Consider the following 18,586-nt stretch of genomic DNA (forward strand, 5'->3'; position numbering starts at 1 on the left):
CCGCCCTGAACGCAGCCCCAACGGGTCACGCTGCGTCTAGCGGCGGCTGCGCTTGGCCTGCCGGGTCTGCTGTCGGGCCGCCTCGCGACGCTCCCGCCGCGTTCCGCCCGCCGGCTTGGCCCCGCCACCGCCGGAGCGGGTGACCTCCACCGAGCCGTCCTCCGACGGCCCCGAGTAGGTCAGCGGCGTCGACTCGTCCTCGATTCCCTTGGCGCGCAACGAGGTCCGCTCCTTGGTGGCGACCCCGCCCTCCTGCTGCGCGTTGGCCGCGGCCGCGGCGGCGAACTCGGCGAGGCCCGACGGTGCGGCCACCGGGGCGACGGCCGGGGCCGGCGCGGCCTCGACCTGGACGTTGAACAGGAACCCGACGGACTCCTCCTTCATGCCGTCGAGCATGCCGACGAACATGTCGTAGCCCTCCCGGGCGTACTCCACCTCGGGCCGCTGCTGGGCCAGGCCGCGCAGGCCGATGCCCTCGCGCAGGTAGTCCATCTCGTAGAGGTGTTCGCGCCACTTGCGGTCCAGCACGTTGAGCAGCACGTTGCGCTCGAGCTGACGCATCGCGCCCTCGCCGGCGATCGACTCGATCTGCGCCTCCCGCTCGGCGTAGGCCCGCTCGGCGTCGGTGATCAGCGCGTCGAGCAGTTCGTCGCGGGTCAGCTCACCCGGCTCGCCGACGGCGTCGGAGTCGATCAGGTCGTGGTGGTCGATGGCCACCGGGTAGAGCTGCTTGAGCCCCTCCCAGAGCTTCTCGAGATCCCAGTCCTCGGAGTAACCCTCGGCGGTCTCGCCGTTGACGTAGGCGGTGACGACGTCGGTGAGCATCTGGTGGGCTTGCTCGGCGAGGTTCTCGCCCTCCAGGATGCGGCGGCGCTCGGCGTAGATGACCTTGCGCTGCTGGTTCATCACCTCGTCGTACTTGAGGACTTCCTTGCGGATGTCGAAGTTCTGCTGCTCGACCTGGGTCTGCGCGCTCTTGATGGCACGCGAGACCATCTTGGCCTCGATCGGTACATCGTCGGGCAGGTTCAGCCTGGTCAGCAGCGCTTCGAGGGTGGCGCCGTTGAAGCGGCGCATCAGCTCGTCGGCCAGCGACAGGTAGAAGCGCGACTCCCCCGGGTCGCCCTGCCGGCCCGAGCGGCCGCGCAGCTGGTTGTCGATGCGGCGCGACTCGTGACGCTCGGTGCCCAGCACGTAAAGCCCGCCGGCGGCGACGACGTCCTTGCCCTCGGCCTCGACCTCCTCCTTGACCTGCGGCAGTTCCTGGTGCCAGGCAGCCTCGTAATCATCGGCGGTCTCCACCGGGTCCAGGCCGCGCTGGCGCAGCCGCCGGTCCAGCAGGTAGTCGACATTGCCGCCCAGCACGATGTCGGTGCCGCGGCCGGCCATGTTGGTGGCCACCGTGATGGCTCCGCGTCGGCCGGCCTCGGCGATGATGCCGGCCTCCTGCTCGTGGTACTTCGCGTTGAGCACGTTGTGCGGGATGCGTCGCTTCTGGAACTGCCGGGACAGGAACTCCGAACGCTCCACGCTGGTGGTGCCGATCAGCACCGGCTGGCCCTTTTCGTAGCGTTCGGCGACGTCGTCGACGACCGCGATGAACTTGGCCTCTTCGGTCTTGTAGATCAGGTCGGACTGGTCCTCGCGGATCATCGGCTTGTTGGTCGGGATCGGCACCACGCCGAGCTTGTAGATCTCGTGCAGCTCGGCGGCCTCGGTCTCGGCGGTACCGGTCATCCCGGCCAGCTTGTCGTAGAGCCGGAAGTAGTTCTGCAGCGTGATCGTCGCGACCGTCTGGTTCTCGGCCTTGATCTCGACGTGCTCCTTGGCCTCGATGGCCTGGTGCAGGCCCTCGTTGTAGCGCCGGCCCATCAGCACGCGACCGGTGAAGTCGTCGACGATGAGCACCTCGCCATTGCGCACGATGTAGTGCTTGTCGCGCTCGAAGAGCTCCTTGGCCTTGATCGCGTTGTTCAGGTAGCTGATCAGCGGCGAGTTGGCGGCCTCGTAGAGGTTGTCGATGCCCAGCTGGTCCTCAACGAACTCGACGCCGAGCTCGTGCACGCCGACGACCCGCTTCTTGATGTCCACCTCGTAGTGGGTGTCCTTCTCCATCAGCGGGGCCAGCCGGGCGAACTCGGTGTACCAGTTGGAGCCGCCGTCGGCCGGCCCGGAGATGATCAACGGGGTGCGGGCCTCGTCGATCAGGATCGAGTCGACCTCGTCGACGATGGCGAAGCTGTGGCCGCGCTGCACGCAGTCCTCCAGGCGCAGCGCCATGTTGTCGCGCAGGTAGTCGAAGCCGAACTCGTTGTTGGTGCCGTAGGTGATGTCGGCGGCGTAGGCGGCGCGGCGCTGGTCGGGCGACATCTGCGACAGGATCACGCCGACCTCGAGGCCGAGGAAGCGGTGCACGCGGCCCATCCATTCGGCGTCACGTTTGGCCAGGTAGTCGTTGACCGTGACGACGTGCACGCCGTTACCGGACAGCGCGTTGAGGTAGGACGGCAGCACCGCGGTCAGGGTCTTGCCCTCACCGGTCTTCATCTCGGCGACGTTGCCGAAGTGCAGGGCGGCCCCGCCCATCACCTGGACGTCGAAGTGGCGCTGGTCGAGCACCCGCCAGGCCGCCTCGCGGGCCACCGCGAAGGCCTCTGGGAGCAGATCGTCGAGGTCTTCGCCGTCGGCGACCCGGGCCTTGAACTCGTCGGTCTTGCCGCGCAGTTCGGCGTCGGAGAGCTTCTCGACGTCGTCGGACAGGGTGTTGACATAGTCAGCCACCCCCTTGAGGCGCTTGACCATGCGGCCTTCGCCGAGACGGAGCAACTTCGAGAGCACGCTTCTTACCCTTTTTCGTCGATGGGTCGTCACCGGTGGACGGACACCATCGTACGGGGGTCTCCGGCGCGCAAACCGTCACCTTGCGCGCCGGACCGGATCCGGCCGTTTGGTCAGGCCAGCCGGATCAACCCGTAGTCGTAGGCGTGGCGCCGGTAGACCACGCACGGCCGGTCGCTGTCCTTGTCGTGGAACAGGAAGAAATCGTGCCCGACCAGCTCCATTTCGTAGAGCGCGTCGTCGACGGTCATCGGGGTGGCGGGGTGTTCCTTGGTGCGCACGATCCGCCCCGGCTCGTGGTCGTCGACGTGCTCGGCCGGCGCGGCGGGGGGTGTGGAGGGCATGGTGAACGCCTCATCCAGGTGGCTGAGCGAGGTGGCCTCGTGCAGCGACACCGGCGTCTTGTCGCCGTAATGGACCTTGCGGCGGTCCTTGCTCTTGCGCAGCCGTCCTTCGAGTTTGTTCGCCGCCGACTCCAGGGCGGCATAGAAGCTGTCCGCGCAGGCCTCTCCGCGCACGACCGGGCCACGGCCCTTGGCGGTGATCTCGACGTGCTGACAGTTCTTCCGCTGCCGCCGATTCTTCTCGTGGTCGAGCTCGACGTCGAACAGGTAGATGGTGCGGTCGAATCGTTCCAGGCGGGACAGCTTCTCTGCGACGTAGGTACGGAAGTGGTCGGGTACCTCCACGTTGCGGCCCTTCACCACCACCTCGGCGTTTGCGGAGGGTTGCGAGGTTTCCGGTGCGCTGCTCGGGTCCACCACCATCGTGCTGTCTGAGTCCGCGGAATAACTTGACATGCTTGGCAACTCGATTCTCTTTCACGTACGCACGCCCATGCGTGCCCGGCAAGGGAAGAAGTCGCACCGACGGGGCATACCTGGTCGCGCCCTTCACCGGTGCAAGGTGTCGACTACTCACCTCCTACCGCTGGCGCGATACCGGCGTCTCCTGTTCGGAGCGCCGCCGTGAGCTGTTCACGGATGGTTGGTGCCGACGGTAGTCCGTGTTCACCCCGTCGTGCCACCAATTCGTCACACCTGTTTTCAGTTCTTCACGCCCGATTGATCTGCGGGTAATCGTGCTCACGCGTTAGCCAGCGTCAGCACGGCGAGCACCCCGGTTCCGCGGGTTTGCAGCACTCGGACCGACTCGGCGGCGGTCGCTCCGGTGGTCACGACGTCGTCGACGATCACCACCGGGCCCTGCACCGCGCCGCGCTGCCGGACCCGGCCGCTGACGTTGCGCTGCCGCTCGGCCGCCGAAAGCCCCACGGAGTCGCGGGTGAACCGGCGCAGGTACAGCACCGGCGCGAGTTCCAAACCCGGGCCCCGGGTGGCCAGGCGTGCGATGCGGGTGACCGGGTCGCCGCCGCGCCGGCGGGCGGAGGACCGGCGGGTGGGAGCGGGCACCACGGTCAGCGGGGTCTCCAGGATTCCCCAGGTCAGCAGGCGCTGCAGGCCCGCGCGCAGGTGGTCGGCCAGCGGTGCGATCAGGTCGGCTCTGCCGTGCTCCTTGACCGCGACGATTGCGTTCCGCCGGGCGCCCGCGTAGCGGCCCATCGCCAGCACCGGAACGCCGGGGTCCAATCGCGGACTGACCACGTGCGGCTGGTCCGGCCCGACCTCGAGTTCCTTCGCGCACGCCGGACACCAGGCCGTCGCGGGGGCACCGCAGCCGCCGCATTGCAGCGGCAACACCAGATCCAGCACGCTCACGGACCTCCGTTGGGCGCGCCAGTCGCCGGACCCCGCCCCGCCGAGTGTGAATCCACTGCGAGTTTGCGGCCAGAAAGTCGCACTGCGTTCACGCTCGGCGCTCCCACGCCGCGGCCACCCGGGCGATGACGCCGCCATCGGTGTCGGCCGACGTCACCCGGATGTCGTCCCAGCCCAGTTCCGTGACGGCATCGTGACGACGGATGCCCTTGTTGAACTGTTGGCGGGTCCGCCGGTGATGATCGCCTTCGTAGTCGACCGCGACCATCACGTCCCGCCATCCCATGTCCAGTTCAGCGACCAGCCCGCCACCCCCGTCATAGACCGCGATCTGGGTCTCCGGCCGGGGAAATCCGTTGCGGATCAGCAGGAGCCTGACACGGGTCTCCTGCGGAGACTCTGCCCCCGGGTCGACGAGGTCGAGCGTCGCGCGGGCCCGACGGATGCCGCGCCGGCCCTTGTGCCGCTGCGCGAGCAGCTCGACGTCGGCGACCTTGAGCCGGGTGGCACGGGCGAGCGCGTCGATGGCCACCACGGCCTCGTCCTCCGGGTACCGGCAGGCGATGTCGAGCGCGGTGCGGGCCGGAGTCGTCACCGCAATACCCTTGACGATCTCGATCTCGTCGTCGGCGACGCGGTCCGACCAAGCCCGCACACCGCGGGGCGCGTGCCGGTTGTCCCAATACACCTCGGCGGGGCGGCGGGCGTTGACCCAGCGGGCGCCATGCAGGGCCGCGGCAGAACGGCCTGCCATGACGCCGCCCCGGTGCGTCCACAACCACGCCGATTTTGCGCGGGTGACGGCCGTGATCCCGGTGCCGGCTGCCAGGTACACGTCGGGTAGCACCGCCCGGTAGCGGCTGCGCAGTGCATACGGCGTCAGCCGGGCCGCGCGTACTGCCTCACTGCCGATGAATGGATCCCCCATGACGGCAGTGTGCCGAGCCGGTACGACAGCACTGCGCCGACGACCTACGACCGCTCGCCGAGTGTGAACCCACTACGAAAAGTCGGGCTGGAAATCGCAGCCAATTCACACTCGGCGATCGACGCGGCGCGAGGCGACGCGGCGGCGCGCGGGGGACGCGGCGGGGTCGAGGCAGCCGGGCGCCCGACACGCCGCGGGCGGCAAAACCCAACGCCCGGCGCGAGGGCCTCCCCTACCCCGCGACGATGTTGTCGCCCTCCACCGTGACCGCGACCGGATTCAGCGGCTTCTCCGCCGGACCGTTGACCACGTCGCCGTCCAGGTTGAACTTGCTGCCGTGGCACGGGCAGTTGATGGTGCCGTCGGCGATCTCGTTGACCAGGCATCCCTGGTGGGTGCACACCGCGGAGAAACCCTTGAACTCGCCGGCCACCGGCTGGGTGACGACGGTCTCGCCGACGATGACCCCGGAGCCCACCGGCACGTCGGCGGTGGTGGCCAGGGGCTCCCCGGCCGCCGCACTCGACTCGCCGGCCGCACTCGACTCGCTCGAGCTGGACTCGCTCGAGCTGGACGAACCCGACTCGCTGCCGCTCGAGCAGGCCGCCAGCGTCACCGCCGCCAAGCCGACTCCCGCGCCCGCGATCACGGTCTTGCGGGGAACCTTCACCTCGTCGATGTCCATGCAGAGCACCTTTCTGGGGGTTGGCCGCCGGTGGGCTGTACCGACGGCACGTCCAGTCTTAGCCAGGCAGCACCGGCTCCGCACCCGCAACCGTCAACGGCCGCACGTCGGTCCACCCGGTGTCGGCGTCCGCCCCCGAGGCGGACAGCTGCAGCACACCACGCGCGTCGGCGACGTACACCGTCGACGGGTTGGCGGCCACGGTGGTCACCGGCATCAGCAGGTTGCGGCTCGGCCCGTCGGAGTTGACCCCGTCGAGGTTGACGTAGGACACCGGGTGTTGCGGGTCGGTGCGGCTGACGACGATGTCGTCGCCGGTACGCCAGGACAGCGACACCACGGTGTTGCCGAGCCCGTAGCCGATCCGCCGCGGGAAGGTCAGCGCGTAGCCGCCGCCCTCGGTCTGCTCGACGCCGGCGAGGACGACCCGGCCCTCGATCACCATCGCCGCGCGGGTGCCGTCGCGGGAGAGCTGGAGCTCGCCGATGACGCCCGGGAACTTGGTCGCCACGGCGGTGGAGTCGACCGGGATGCGGGCCGGTTGCCCGGAGGCGTCCTGGATGACGCGGACCACGTTGATGCCGTCGACGACGACCCAGACCGCATCGTCGAGCGACCAGGTCGGCCGGCTCAGGCTGCGCCCGTCCATCACCTGGGCGGCGTTTCCGCCCAGCGGCCCCACCCACAGCGTCGAGGCCATGTCTGGTGCGCCGGGCCGCAGCGTGACGATCGAGGCGACCTCCTGCCCGGAGCGCGACAACGCTGCCGCGGTCTGGCCGGTGATCTGGCCGAACGAGCCGGTGACCCGGGGTGCGCGCTGACCGTCGAGGGAGACCAGCGAGCCGCCGACCAGCGCGTGCAGCCCGGCGGCCGCACCGTCGGCGGCGCCCGGATCGGTGGCGGCGACGTCGGCGGTGGTCCAGCCCTCGGCGAACCGGTCGTCGAGCGCCGCGCCGTCGGCGTTGATCACATAGGGCCCGTCGATGCCGGCCCGGTTGAGCGTCCAGATGATCTGGGCGGCCAGCAGCTGCCTGCTGTGCGGGTCGGTGGTGGACAGGTTCTCCAGGTCGACGCGCGCCCCGCCGTAACCGCGGCCCACGCCGGTCTTTCCGCCGTCGGCGCGGGTCACCGGACCGCGTAGCTTCAGCGGCTCGTCGAGCAGGTTGCGCACGGTCTTGGCCATCTCCGGGCGCGGACCGGCGATCAGCTTGCTGACCAGTTCGGTGGCCAGCTGGTCGGGTTCGGACACCGCGACGTAGCGCGGGTCGGGCACCACGGTCTTGCCGGTCGGGTCGGCGAAGTACAGGGTGTTGCGCTTGTAGGTGGACTGGAACTGCTGCCAGTCCAGGAACACCCCGTTGGGCAGCTTGTCGATGCGCCAGCCGTCTGAGGTCTTGACCAGCTCGATGGACCCGGGGTCGGGCAGTGCACCCTCGCCGGTCTCGAAAACCCCCATGTCCGAGAGCGATCCGAGGATGTCGGCGCGCATGGTCACCGAAACCTGCTGCGGTTGCCGGGTTTCGACGAACACCACGTTGTCGATCAGCAGCGCGCTGCCCGCGTCGTCCCAGCCGTTGGACGCCGACTCGGTGAGGAACTGCCGCGCGGCCAGGTGGCGGTTGGCGGGATCGGCTGTGGCCTTGAGGAATTCGCGCAGCAGGATGTCGGGGTCCATGCCCGGGGTGGGCTTGGGCAGGCTCGGCGGGGCGGGTCGCCCGACGGTGCCGATCGCCTGCGGCGACGACGACGTGGGCACCCCGGCGCAGCCGGCGAGCACCAGCAGCAGCGCCGACAGCAACGCCGCGAGCGCACGCGCGCGGGTCACACGCTCTCCCCGGCGGGTTCACGTTCCCGGCTGGGGCGCCGGCCTGCGGCGCCACCGTTGGCGGGCTTGTCGACCGGCTTGACCGGCAGCGGGCTGCTGGTGACCTTGTGGCCGCGCACCAGCGGCAGGGTCAGGCGGAAACACGCCCCGTTGCCCGGTTCGCCCCACGCCTCCAGCCTGCCCTGGTGCAGCCGGGCGTCCTCGATGCTGATCGCCAGGCCCAGCCCGGTGCCCCCGGAGCGGCGCACCCGTGACGGGTCCGAGCGCCAGAACCGGCTGAACACCAGCTTCTCCTCACCGGGGCGCAGGCCGACGCCGTAGTCGCGGACGGTGACCGCGACGGTGTCGGCGTCGGCGGCCATCCGGATGCGCACCGGTTTGCGTTCGGCGTGGTCGATCGCGTTGGCGATCAGGTTGCGCAGGATGCGCTCCACCCGGCGGGTGTCCACCTCGGCGATGATCTCCTGGTCGGGCAGGTCGACGACCATCTCCACGCCGGCGTCCTCGGCGAGGTGGCCGACGTTGTTCAGCGCGCTGCGCACGGTGGAGCGCAGGTCGATGGCCTCGACGGCGAGCTCGGCCACGCCGGCGTCGTGGCGGGAGATCTCCAGCAGGTCGTTGAGCAGTCCCTCGAACCGGTCCAGTTCGTCGACCATCAGCTCGGTGGAGCGGCGCAGCGCGGGGTCGAGTTCCTCGGCGTGGTCGTGGATCAGGTCGGCGGCCATCCGCACCGTGGTCAACGGGGTGCGCAGTTCGTGGCTGACGTCGGAGGTGAAGCGCCGCTGCAGGTTTCCGAACTCCTCGAGCTGGGTGATCTGGCGGTGCAGGCTCTCGGCCATGTCGTTGAACGACACCGCGAGCCGGGCCATGTCGTCCTCGCCGCGCACCGGCATCCGCTCGGTGAGATGGCCTTCGGCGAACCGTTCGGCGATCCGCGACGCCGAGCGCACCGGCAGCACGATCTGGCGGGCGACCAGCATCGCGATCGCGGCCAGCAGGCCGAGCAGCACCACGCCGGCGGTGGCCATCGTGCCGCGCACCAGCGAGATCGTCGACTGCTCGCTGTTGAGCGGGAAGATCAGGTAGAGCTCGAGGTTGGTCACCGTCGACCCGGCGGACACGGTCGGGCTGCCGATGATCAGCGCGGGGCCGGAGAAGCCGTCGGTGTGCACGGTGGAGTACTGGTAGCTGACCTGTCCGGCCTTGACGAAGTCGCGCAGCGTGTTGGGGATCTGGTCGACCGGGCCGGCCGCGGTGGCCGCCCGCGGCCCGTCGCCGGGCACGATGAGCACCGCGTCGAAGGTTCCGGCCAGGCCCGAGCCGGCATCGGCCTTGCGGTCGATCAGCGTGTTGCGGGCCAGCTGCAGACTGCTGTCCAGCGACCGGGTCTCCTCGCCGCCGACGATGCCGCTGACGGTGGTGCGGGCGCGCTCGATCTCCTCGGTCGCGGCGCCGACCTTGACCTCGAGGATGCGGTCGGTGATCTGGCTGGTCAGCACGAACCCGAGCACCAGGATGACGAGCAGCGACAACCCCAGCGTCAACGACACCACACGCAGCTGCAGGGACCGCCGCCACGCCTGGCCCATTGCTCGGCCCAGCGCCGCCATGCCCCGGACCAGTGGCGCCGACCGGCGGTGGATGCGCCGCCGCGAGCTGAAGATCATCGGTGCGCGTCCCCGGGCGGGCCGTGCCAGCTGATGTCCCCGGGCCGGCCGTGCCGGGTCACGCCCACGGCCGAGCCGTGCCAGGTCACGGGGGTCCGGCCTTGTATCCCACTCCTCGAACGGTGAGCACCACCTGCGGGTTCTCCGGATCCTTCTCGACCTTGGCTCGCAACCGCTGGACGTGCACGTTCACCAAACGGGTGTCCGCGGGGTGCCGGTAGCCCCACACCTGTTCGAGTAGCACATCACGAGTAAACACCTGGCGCGGTTTGCGCGCCAACGCCACCAGCAGGTCGAACTCCAGCGGGGTCAGCGCGATCTGCTCGCCCTGGCGGGTCACCTTGTGGGCCGGGACGTCGATGTCGACGTCGCCGATCGACAGCATCTCGGCCGGCTCGTCCTCGTTGCGGCGCAACCGGGCGCGCACCCGCGCGACGAGCTCCTTGGGCTTGAAGGGCTTCATGACGTAGTCGTCGGCGCCCGACTCCAGGCCGAGCACCACGTCGACGGTGTCGGTCTTGGCGGTCAGCATGACGATCGGCACCCCGGAGTCGGCGCGCAGCACCCGGCACACGTCGATGCCGTTCATGCCGGGCAGCATGAGATCCAGTAGCACCAGATCGGGCCGCAGCTCGCGCACCGCCGTCAGCGCCTGGGTGCCGTCGCCGATGACCGCCGTGTCGAAACCCTCGCCGCGCAACACGATGGTGAGCATCTCGGCGAGCGAAGGGTCGTCGTCGACGACCAGGATCCTTTGCCTCATGGTGTCCATGGTGTCACCAGATCGCGATAAACCGCGTCTACCACACGGAGTGTTGGGTGTGTTTACCGGGCCACCGGCCGGTTTCGCCCCGAATAGGTGACCCGACGGGTCAGGCCGACAGCGTGTGGATGACGATCGGTTCGTCGACGGCCGCGTCGATGATGTCGCGCTGCTGCCTGATCGAGGCCAGCACCTCGTAGCCGATCTGGCGGACGCTGGCGATCACCGGGCTGGCGTCCAGGGCCCGCGCCACCGCGGCGCCGCCGGAGAGCACCCAGCCCAGCGACCTGCTGTCGGCCAGCGTCTCGAACGCCTCCCGGCTCTCCAGGTCGTTCTGGCCGGCCAGCGCCAGCACCAGCTGCTTGCGCGAGTACTGCTCGCCGTCGTCGTCCTTGACCACCGGGTTGGTCCACCAGTGCTCGAACGGTATCCGGGAGCCGCGTTCGATGTGCCCGCCGCTGCGGGTGCGGATCGGCGCCGGCGGGTAGATCGCCAGCTTCGGCACATAGCTGCCGCCACCAGGCACCCCGGTGCGGATCCGCATCAGGGTCAGGCAGGCCGCCGCCGACGTGGTCTTCGGGTTGGGCACGCCGGCGGTGTCCACCCAGGTGAGGTCGTCCTCGAGGCCGAGCTGACCGATCAGGGCCTGCGATTCGCCGCTCTGGTGCAGCAGGCGACGCACGTAGCCCGCCAGGCCGCGAGCCTCGAGGAACTTGCCCTGGTCAAACCGCTCGTTGGCCGATCTGACGCAGGTGACGAGATCGTCCAGCACCGCCAGCAACTCGGCACGGGAACGCGGTCCGACTGCCATAGACCCCCCTATGAGCTTGTGCTTCGTTGTCCGGGAAGCGATTCGCGGACACCCCCCGACTGGAGCCTACGCGTCGGCCCGGCGTTCCGCCACCAATCAGCGAACACCCTTCAGCAAACGTCGGGCCAGCGACTCGGCGTCGACGTCGGGCGGCACCACCGCCCACGGTCCACCCCAGTTCACGGCGGCCAGACCGGCGTAGACGGCCCCGGTGCGCCGCTGCAGCCCGTCGTCGCGTTCGTAGGCGTCACGGGCCCGGTCGGCCTCCTCGGCGGCCCGGTTGACCGCGCGCTGGGCGGCGAGTTCGGTCGGCACGTCCAGCAGCACCTGCCAGTCCGGCGCCGGCAGCCCCAGCCGCCCGTACTCGAGGTCGCGCACCCAGGCCACCACCTCGCCGTCGACGCCCTGATGCAGGCGGGCAGCGCTGTAGGCGGCGTTGGACGCCACGTAGCGGTCCAGGATGACGACCGAGTGCGTCGACGTCAGGTGGTCGATCTCGGCGCGCGCACCGGACCGGTCCAGCGCGAACAGCACCGCCATCGCGTAGACCGACTGCGCCAGGTCGCCGTGGCCGCCGTGCAGTGCCTCGGCCGCCAGGTCGGCGTGCACCGACGCGCCGTAGCGCGGGAACGCCAGGGTGGCCACCGAGTGCCCGGCTTCCTCGAACGCCGACCTCAGCCCGTCGGTCAGGGTGCGCTTGCCCGCGCCGTCCACTCCCTCGATGACGATCAGCACGCGGCGAGCCTATCCGGCAAAGGGTCGCCCACCGCCGCGGCCTAGGAGCCCCCGCGCCCCATCTTCCAGGACTGCAGCACGACGGTGTCGCGCTGCTCGTCGAGGAACACCCGGGTGCTGATCCGGTCGCCGTCGAAGGCGATGTTCAGGTCGACGCCGGTGCGGAACGGCCCGGGTGGCACGTCGGGCTCGAGGACCTTCTGCACCGCGGGATGCTGCCCGCGGTCCTCGGAGGCGTACCCGGAGACGAGCTCATCCATGGTGGCCGGGGTGACCTGCACGACGGCGTCGATCCAGACCACCTTGACCGCGGACTGGTCACCGTTGTCCCAGCGGATCCACGACGCCGACACCGGGGTGCCCAGCGCGGGGAACATCCGGGCGAGCTCCTCGACGTCGTGGCGCACCACCGGCGGCGGTGGCGCGGTGCCGGCCGGCTCCTCCTGCTGCGCCTGCTGGCATGCGGTCAGGGCGAGCAGGGCGCCGAGCGCCGCCGCGAGTCGGGCGCGCGCACCGACCGCCACGGTCGTTGTGCGCGCCCGATTCACCGCAACCATGTCAGTAGCGGTAGTGCTCCGGCTTGTACGGCCCCTCGACGTCGACGCCGATGTACTCGGCCTGCTCCTTGGTCAGGCGGGTGAGAGCGCCGCCCAGTGCTTCCACGTGGATGCGGGCCACCTTCTCGTCGAGCTTCTTGGCCAGCCGGTACACCTCGTTGTCGTACTCGTCGTTCTTGGTCCACAGCTCGATCTGCGCGATGACCTGGTTGGAGAAGCTGTTGCTCATCACGAACGACGGGTGGCCGGTGGCGTTGCCCAGGTTGAGCAGCCGGCCCTCGGACAGCACGATGATCGACTTGCCGCTGCCGAAGATCCACTGGTCGACCTGCGGCTTGATGTTGAGCCGGGTGGCGCCGGAGCGTTCCAGCGCGGCCATGTCGATCTCGTTGTCGAAGTGGCCGATGTTGCCGAGGATGGCCTGGTCCTTCATCGCCTTCATGTGCTCGAGGGTGATGATGTCCTTGTTGCCGGTCGAGGTGATGACGATGTCGGACTCGCCGATCGCCTCGTCCACGGTGCGCACGTCGAAGCCGTCCATCAGCGCCTGCAGCGCGTTGATCGGGTCGATCTCGGTGACCGAGACACGGGCGCCCTGGCCGGCCAGCGACTCCGCGCAGCCCTTGCCGACGTCGCCGTAGCCGCAGATCAGCACCTTCTTGCCGCCGATGAGCACGTCGGTGCCGCGGTTGATGCCGTCGATCAGCGAGTGCCGGGTGCCGTACTTGTTGTCGAACTTGGACTTGGTGACCGAGTCGTTGACGTTGATCGCCGGGAAGCACAGCTCGCCGGCCGCGGCGAACTGGTAGAGCCGCAGCACCCCGGTGGTGGTCTCCTCGGTGACACCCTTGACCGACTTCGCGATCGTGGTCCACTTGGTTTTGTCGGTCTCGAAGCCCGCCCGGATCAGCGCCAGGAAGACCTTCCACTCGGCGGGGTCGTCGTCCTCGGCGGGCGGCACCACGCCGGCCCGCTCGTACTCGGCGCCGCGAAGCACCAGCATGGTGGCGTCGCCGCCGTCGTCGAGGATCATGTTGGCCGGGCTTCCCTGCCAGGTCAGCATCTGCTCGGCGGCCCACCAGTACTCCTCGAGGGTCTCGCCCTTCCAGGCGAACACCGGGATGCCCCTGGGCTCCTCGGGGGTGCCATTGGGTCCGACGACGACGGCCGCGGCGGCATGGTCCTGGGTGGAGAAGATGTTGCAGGACGCCCAGCGGACTTCGGCGCCGAGGGCGGTCAGCGTTTCGATCAGCACCGCGGTCTGCACGGTCATGTGCAGCGAGCCGGAGATGCGCGCGCCCTTGAGCGGCTGAACCTCGGCGTATTCGCGGCGCAGCGCCATCAGGCCGGGCATCTCGTGCTCGGCGAGGCGGATCTCCTTGCGCCCGAAGTCGGCCAGCGACAGGTCGGCGACCTTGAAATCGAGACCGTTGCGGACATCGGCGGTCAGCGCAGTCATCTAGAGCCCCTTTTGTTGTTCGTCATTGCCGGGATCGCATGGGGACGCAGCGGCGGCGCCGTGCGGACACCCATGCCGACACGCATAGCCTGCGGGCTCGCGGGACAGGCGCGCGGTGGGCGCTCTGCCGGCTAAGCGGTATCCCTGACACCGTACCGCCCGGTGATGAGCACGCTCCGCCGGGCCTTATGGGGCGTCGATGACGCCGTAGCGTTCGGCGAACGGGGTCATCAACCGGGCCAGGTCGCGGGCGACGTCGTAGTCGGCCTCCGGCGGCATCGAGATGTAGCTCATCGCCAGCCGGACGATCGCGCGGGCCAGCACCCCGGCGTCCTCCTCGCTGCACCGCACCCAGCTGTCCATGAACGACTCGGTCAGTCGCGACGAGCAGTGCGTGATGATCGGCGCACTGTCGGTGGTGATGATCTGCAGCAGGTCGGGCTTGGAGGTCCCGGTCAGCAGCGAGATGACCAGCGGGTCTGCCGCCGACTCCATGAAGAAGTCGCGGAAGCCCTGCAGGAACGCCGCGTACACGTCGCCGACGTTGTGGTTGATGGCGTTGTGGATCTGGTCGACCAGCCGGTCGGCCAGCCGCAGCGCATACCCCTGGGCCAGGCCCTGCCGGGAACCGAACTCGTTGTAGATGGTCTGGCGGGAGATTCCGCCGGCGCGGGCCACGTCGGACAGCGTGATCGCCGACCAGTCCCGGCTGAGCAGCAGTTCGCGCATGCCGTCGAGGATCGAGTCGCGCAGCAGCACCCGCGACGCCTCGGCGTAGGAGACCCGTCGGCTGTTGGTGCTGCTCACACGCGCGACAATATCCCTTCCTCCCTCATTTTCCGCGAGAGCGCGGGTCTGCACGGCGCCGCGCCGCGCGGCGCGTGCAGCACCGCGCGCTCGCGGGGAGCCAGCGCGCGCTCACGACCGGGCGACCTCCACCATCTCGAAGTCGGACTTGGCCGCGCCGCAGTCCGGGCAGCTCCAATCCTCGGGGATGTCGTCCCAGCGGGTGCCGGGGGCGATGCCGTCCTCGGGCCAACCCTTGGCCTCGTCGTACTCGAAGCCGCACTGCACGCAGACGAACAGCTTGTAGTCGGTGTCGCTCATCTGTCTTCCTTTCTGTTGCGTTCTCTTGCGTTCTCTTGCGTTGGCACTGCGCTCACGGCGGCGATCACTCGCACTTCGGCGCCGTGAGCGCAGTGTCAACGGGGCTAAGCGTGGGCTAAGCGGGTTCGAAGTCGACCTTCTCGCGGACCGCACAGTCCGGGCAGCACCAGTCGTCGGGCACGTCGCCCCACGCGGTGCCGGCGGGAAACCCTTCGCGCGGGGCGCCCGTGGCCTCGTCATAGACATAGCCACAGCCCGGGCAGCGGTGGGCGCTCATCGCGCCGCCGCCTGGTCCGCCTGCTGCTCCTGGTCTGCGGCGTAGCGGGCCAGCACCTTGTCGCGCACCCGCGGGTGGATGTTGACCTTGGTGATGTCGCCGTCGTAGTGCTCGAGCACCCGGTGGTCCATCACGCGGCGCCACAGCGGCGGGAAGTACGTCAGCCCGATCATCGACCCGTAGCCGCTGGGCAGGTTGGGCGCACCCTCCATGCTGCGCAGCGTCTGGTAACGCCGGGTCGGGTTGGCGTGGTGGTCGCTGTGCCGCTGCAGGTGGTAAAGGAACAGGTTGGTCACGACGTGATCGGAGTTCCAGCTGTGCACCGGCGCGCAGCGCTCGTAGCGCCCGCTGGGGTTCTTCTGCCGCAGCAGCCCGTAATGCTCGAGGTAGTTCACCGCCTCCAGCAGCGTGAAGCCGAACACCGCGGAGATGACGATGTACGGGATCAGCGCCCACCCGAACACCGCGATCAGCGCACCGTAGAGGACCACCGAGATCGCCCACGCGTTGAGCACGTCGTTGGACCAGTGCCACGGGCTCTTACCGGCCCGCCGCAGCCTCGCGGCCTCCAGTTCCCACGACGACTTCAGGCTGCCGAACACGCTGCGCGGCAAGAACTCCCAGAACGTCTCACCGAAGCGGGCCGACGCCGGGTCCTCCGGCGTGGCGACCCGGACGTGGTGGCCGCGGTTGTGCTCGATGTAGAAGTGCCCGTAGCAGGTCTGCGCGAGCGTGACCTTGGCCAGCCAGCGCTCCAGCGAGTCCTTCTTGTGGCCCATCTCGTGGGCGGTGTTGATGCCCACGCCGCCGAGCAGGCCCACCGACAGCGCCAGCCCGATCTTGGCCGGCCAGCTCAGCCCGCCGTCGAAGCCGAGCCAGCTGAGGTCCGACGCGGTGAACAGGTAGGCGCCGAAGATCACGCTGGCGTACTGGAACGGGATGTAGATGTAGGTGCAGTAGCGGTAATACTTGTCGTTCTCCAGCCGCTCCATCACCTCATCGGGCGGGTTCTGCCCGTCGGGCCCGAACCTGAGGTCCAGTGCGGGCAGCAGGATGTAGAGCAGGATCGGGCCGATCCACAGCGGCACCACCGCCGCGGCGTGCCAGCCCAGCTGATTGAAAGCCCAGACCAACGGCAGCATCACGAACAGCGCCGTCGGGGCGATGAGCCCCATCAGCCAGAGGTAGCGCTTCTTGTCGCGCCACTGCTCAACATCGTTCTCGGTGGTGTCGATCTCGGTGTTCACTCGATTGCCTCCTTGCTGTGAGTGCGGTCACCCATTGAGGTTGACTCTAAAGCACCATTTGTCGCCTGTCTAGACAGAGATCCATATTTTGTAAAACCACGAGTTCCGGCGAGCGGGTGTGTCTGCACGCCGACGCGCGGTGTGTCGCGTGCGGAAGTGCACGCTCACCAGCGACGACGGCGCACAAAATGCCGGCGCGAGCGGCGTGTCCACGTGCAGGCACGCGCGCTCGCTCAACAACGCAACAAGGAGGGAAGAGGCTCAGCGGCGGCGGGCGACCAGGGAGTGGCGGCGGCCGTACAGGAAATACACGACGACGCCGATCGCCATCCAGACCCCAAACCGGATCCAGGTCAGCCCGGTGAGGTTCAGCATCAGCCACACGCACGCGACGATCGCCAGCACCGGCAGCACCGGCACCCACGGCGTGCGGAACCCCCGCGACAGATCCGGCCTGGTCCGCCGCAGCACGATCACCCCCGCCGACACCAGCACGAACGCGAACAGCGTGCCGATGTTGACCATCTCCTCGAGCTTGCCGATCGGGAAGACGGTCGCGGTGACCGCGACGACGACGCCCACCAACAGCGTGATCCGCACCGGCGTGCCGTGTCCCCCGGTCTTGGCCAGCCCCCGCGGCAGCAGCCCGTCGCGCGACATCGCGAACAGCACCCGGGTCTGCCCCAGCACCAGCACGATGACCACCGTGGTCAGGCCCGCCAGCGCGCCGATCGAGATCACCTGGGCCGCCCAGTCGATGCCGTTGAGCGCGAACGCGGTGGCCAGGTTCTGCGTCTCGGCGTCGCGCAGGTCGGTGTAGCTGACCATCCCGGTCAGCACGATCGCCACCGCGACGTAGAGCACGGTGACGATGCCCAGCGAGGCCAGGATGCCGCGCGGGACGTCGCGCTGCGGATTCACCGTCTCCTCGGCCGTGGTGGCCACGATGTCGAACCCGATGAACGCGAAGAACACGATCGACGCGCCGGCCAGCAGGCCGTACCACCCGTAGTGACTGCCCTCGGCGCCGGTCAGCAGAGAGAACAGCGACTGCTCGGCCCCCGATCCACCCTCGCCCCCTTCAGCGGGCGGGATGAACGGCGTGTAGTTCTCCGTCTTGATGTAGAACGCCCCCACCGCCACCACCAGCAGCACCACCGCGACCTTGATGACGGTGACCGCCAGGCTGACCCCCGCAGAGAGCTTGGTCCCCCAGGCCAGGATCGCGGTGACGAACGCGATGATCAGCAGCGCTCCCCAATCCAGTTGCAGCCCAGCGATATCCGCTACGCCGCCGGCGAAGCCGAACACGGTGCCCAGATAGCTCGACCAGCCCTTGGCCACGACGGCCGCCGCGACGGCGAACTCCAGGATCAGGTCCCAGCCGATGATCCAGGCGACGAACTCGCCGAACGTCGCGTAAGAGAACGTGTAGGCGCTGCCCGCGACCGGCACGGTGGAGGCGAACTCGGCGTAACACAGTGCGGCCAGCCCGCAGGCGATCGCAGCCAGCACGAACGAGATGGAGATCGCGGGCCCGGTGATGTTGCCCGCGGTGGACGCGGTGATGGTGAAGATACCGGCCCCGATGACCACCGAGACACCGAAGACGGTCAGGTCCCACCAGGTCAGGGCCTTGCGCAGCTTGGTGCTGGGCTCGTCGGTGTCGGCGATGGACTGCTCCACCGATTTCGTGCGCCATCGGCCCACCGCGTGGTCCATCGTCCGTTCCTCTTTCGTCACCCTCTCAGCGGAATGTACCCACTGCGCTGGGACCCGATGGGTCCATTGGCCAACACCGGCGGCTACGCGACCGTCAGCGAGCATCGGGATCGTGCGCCGCCCGAGAGCAGTCGATCGAGCGGTCGGTTCCGGCGAGTCCGATCCCGTTCCGGCGAAGGATTTTCTGCGCCGGTTCGGCCTGCTGGACGGCCTATACGTGGCGCCGGCGCGGCTGTCGGGCCGTGCG

General features: G+C 69.2%; 17 protein-coding genes and 1 pseudogene. 1 reads left to right on the plus strand and 17 read right to left on the minus strand.

All coding sequences use genetic code 11. The features are described 5' to 3' along the window. Positions 1 to 36: 36 nt before the first annotated feature. The 17 genes from secA to JDV09_RS20310 all read right to left on the minus strand — a co-directional run bounded on the left by secA (position 37) and on the right by JDV09_RS20310 (position 18,339). Positions 37 to 2,838, minus strand: coding sequence for a preprotein translocase subunit SecA (secA, locus tag JDV09_RS20230; RefSeq protein WP_221370921.1), 2,802 nt, complete (start codon positions 2,836 to 2,838; stop codon positions 37 to 39). A 113-nt stretch (positions 2,839 to 2,951) separates the two neighbouring features. Next, positions 2,952 to 3,638, minus strand: a complete 687-nt coding sequence (gene hpf, locus JDV09_RS20235; RefSeq protein ID WP_221370922.1) for a ribosome hibernation-promoting factor, HPF/YfiA family — start codon at positions 3,636 to 3,638, stop codon at positions 2,952 to 2,954. 285 nt (positions 3,639 to 3,923) lie between these two features. Then, complete coding sequence (locus JDV09_RS20240; protein ID WP_221370963.1) at positions 3,924 to 4,550, minus strand: ComF family protein; 627 nt, start codon at positions 4,548 to 4,550, stop codon at positions 3,924 to 3,926. A 94-nt stretch (positions 4,551 to 4,644) separates the two neighbouring features. Then, positions 4,645 to 5,484 carry a type IV toxin-antitoxin system AbiEi family antitoxin gene (locus tag JDV09_RS20245; RefSeq protein WP_221370923.1) on the minus strand — a complete coding sequence of 280 codons (840 nt, stop codon included), beginning with the start codon at positions 5,482 to 5,484 and terminating at the stop codon, positions 4,645 to 4,647. Positions 5,485 to 5,716: 232 nt separating this feature from the next. Next, positions 5,717 to 6,169: a QcrA and Rieske domain-containing protein gene (locus JDV09_RS20250; RefSeq protein ID WP_221370924.1), complete on the minus strand. Its 453-nt coding sequence runs from the start codon at positions 6,167 to 6,169 to the stop codon at positions 5,717 to 5,719. 58 nt (positions 6,170 to 6,227) lie between these two features. Beyond that, entirely contained in the window at positions 6,228 to 7,994 is a 1,767-nt protein-coding gene (gene lpqB / locus JDV09_RS20255) for an MtrAB system accessory lipoprotein LpqB (RefSeq protein ID WP_308124184.1), read from the minus strand. Further along, positions 7,991 to 9,661 (minus strand): MtrAB system histidine kinase MtrB, encoded by a 1,671-nt coding sequence (mtrB, locus tag JDV09_RS20260; RefSeq protein WP_221370925.1) that lies wholly within the window; start codon positions 9,659 to 9,661, stop codon positions 7,991 to 7,993. Before mtrB ends, lpqB begins: the two co-directional genes overlap by 4 nt. Before the next feature lie 85 nt (positions 9,662 to 9,746). Continuing rightward, positions 9,747 to 10,433, minus strand: a complete 687-nt coding sequence (mtrA, locus tag JDV09_RS20265; protein ID WP_221370926.1) for a two-component system response regulator MtrA — start codon at positions 10,431 to 10,433, stop codon at positions 9,747 to 9,749. Between the two features lie 100 nt (positions 10,434 to 10,533). Next, the gene (locus tag JDV09_RS20270) at positions 10,534 to 11,235 is read right to left on the minus strand and encodes a hypothetical protein (RefSeq protein ID WP_221370927.1); all 702 of its coding nucleotides are present in this window, start codon (positions 11,233 to 11,235) and stop codon (positions 10,534 to 10,536) included. Positions 11,236 to 11,331: 96 nt separating this feature from the next. Next, a complete protein-coding gene (locus JDV09_RS20275; protein ID WP_221370928.1) occupies positions 11,332 to 11,970 on the minus strand; it encodes a dTMP kinase in 639 nt (212 codons plus the stop codon). Between the two features lie 41 nt (positions 11,971 to 12,011). Further along, positions 12,012 to 12,527, minus strand: coding sequence for a hypothetical protein (locus JDV09_RS20280; protein ID WP_255605695.1), 516 nt, complete (start codon positions 12,525 to 12,527; stop codon positions 12,012 to 12,014). A 1-nt stretch (position 12,528) separates the two neighbouring features. Further along, positions 12,529 to 13,986, minus strand: coding sequence for an adenosylhomocysteinase (gene ahcY, locus JDV09_RS20285; protein WP_221370929.1), 1,458 nt, complete (start codon positions 13,984 to 13,986; stop codon positions 12,529 to 12,531). A 186-nt stretch (positions 13,987 to 14,172) separates the two neighbouring features. After that, the gene (gene alkX / locus JDV09_RS20290; protein WP_308124186.1) at positions 14,173 to 14,805 is read right to left on the minus strand and encodes a TetR family transcriptional regulator AlkX; all 633 of its coding nucleotides are present in this window, start codon (positions 14,803 to 14,805) and stop codon (positions 14,173 to 14,175) included. A gap of 99 nt (positions 14,806 to 14,904) precedes the next feature. Then, positions 14,905 to 15,093 carry a rubredoxin gene (locus JDV09_RS20295; protein WP_221370931.1) on the minus strand — a complete coding sequence of 63 codons (189 nt, stop codon included), beginning with the start codon at positions 15,091 to 15,093 and terminating at the stop codon, positions 14,905 to 14,907. A gap of 115 nt (positions 15,094 to 15,208) precedes the next feature. After that, entirely contained in the window at positions 15,209 to 15,370 is a 162-nt protein-coding gene (locus JDV09_RS20300) for a rubredoxin (RefSeq protein WP_221370932.1), read from the minus strand. After that, the gene (locus JDV09_RS20305; RefSeq protein WP_255605712.1) at positions 15,367 to 16,545 is read right to left on the minus strand and encodes an alkane 1-monooxygenase; all 1,179 of its coding nucleotides are present in this window, start codon (positions 16,543 to 16,545) and stop codon (positions 15,367 to 15,369) included. The genes JDV09_RS20300 and JDV09_RS20305 overlap by 4 nt, the downstream gene beginning before the upstream one ends. A 333-nt stretch (positions 16,546 to 16,878) precedes the next feature. Then, entirely contained in the window at positions 16,879 to 18,339 is a 1,461-nt protein-coding gene (locus tag JDV09_RS20310; RefSeq protein ID WP_221370966.1) for an amino acid permease, read from the minus strand. Between JDV09_RS20310 and JDV09_RS27690 the strand changes: the two are divergent. Then, positions 18,290 to 18,574, plus strand: a pseudogene (locus JDV09_RS27690) (hypothetical protein); the annotation flags it as partial. The gene JDV09_RS20310 and the pseudogene JDV09_RS27690 sit on opposite strands and share 50 nt — an antisense overlap. Between the last annotated feature and the right edge of the window lie 12 nt (positions 18,575 to 18,586).

Origin of the sequence: Mycolicibacterium xanthum (assembly GCF_019710635.1) — a bacterium.
Lineage (GTDB): Bacteria > Actinomycetota > Actinomycetes > Mycobacteriales > Mycobacteriaceae > Mycobacterium > Mycobacterium xanthum.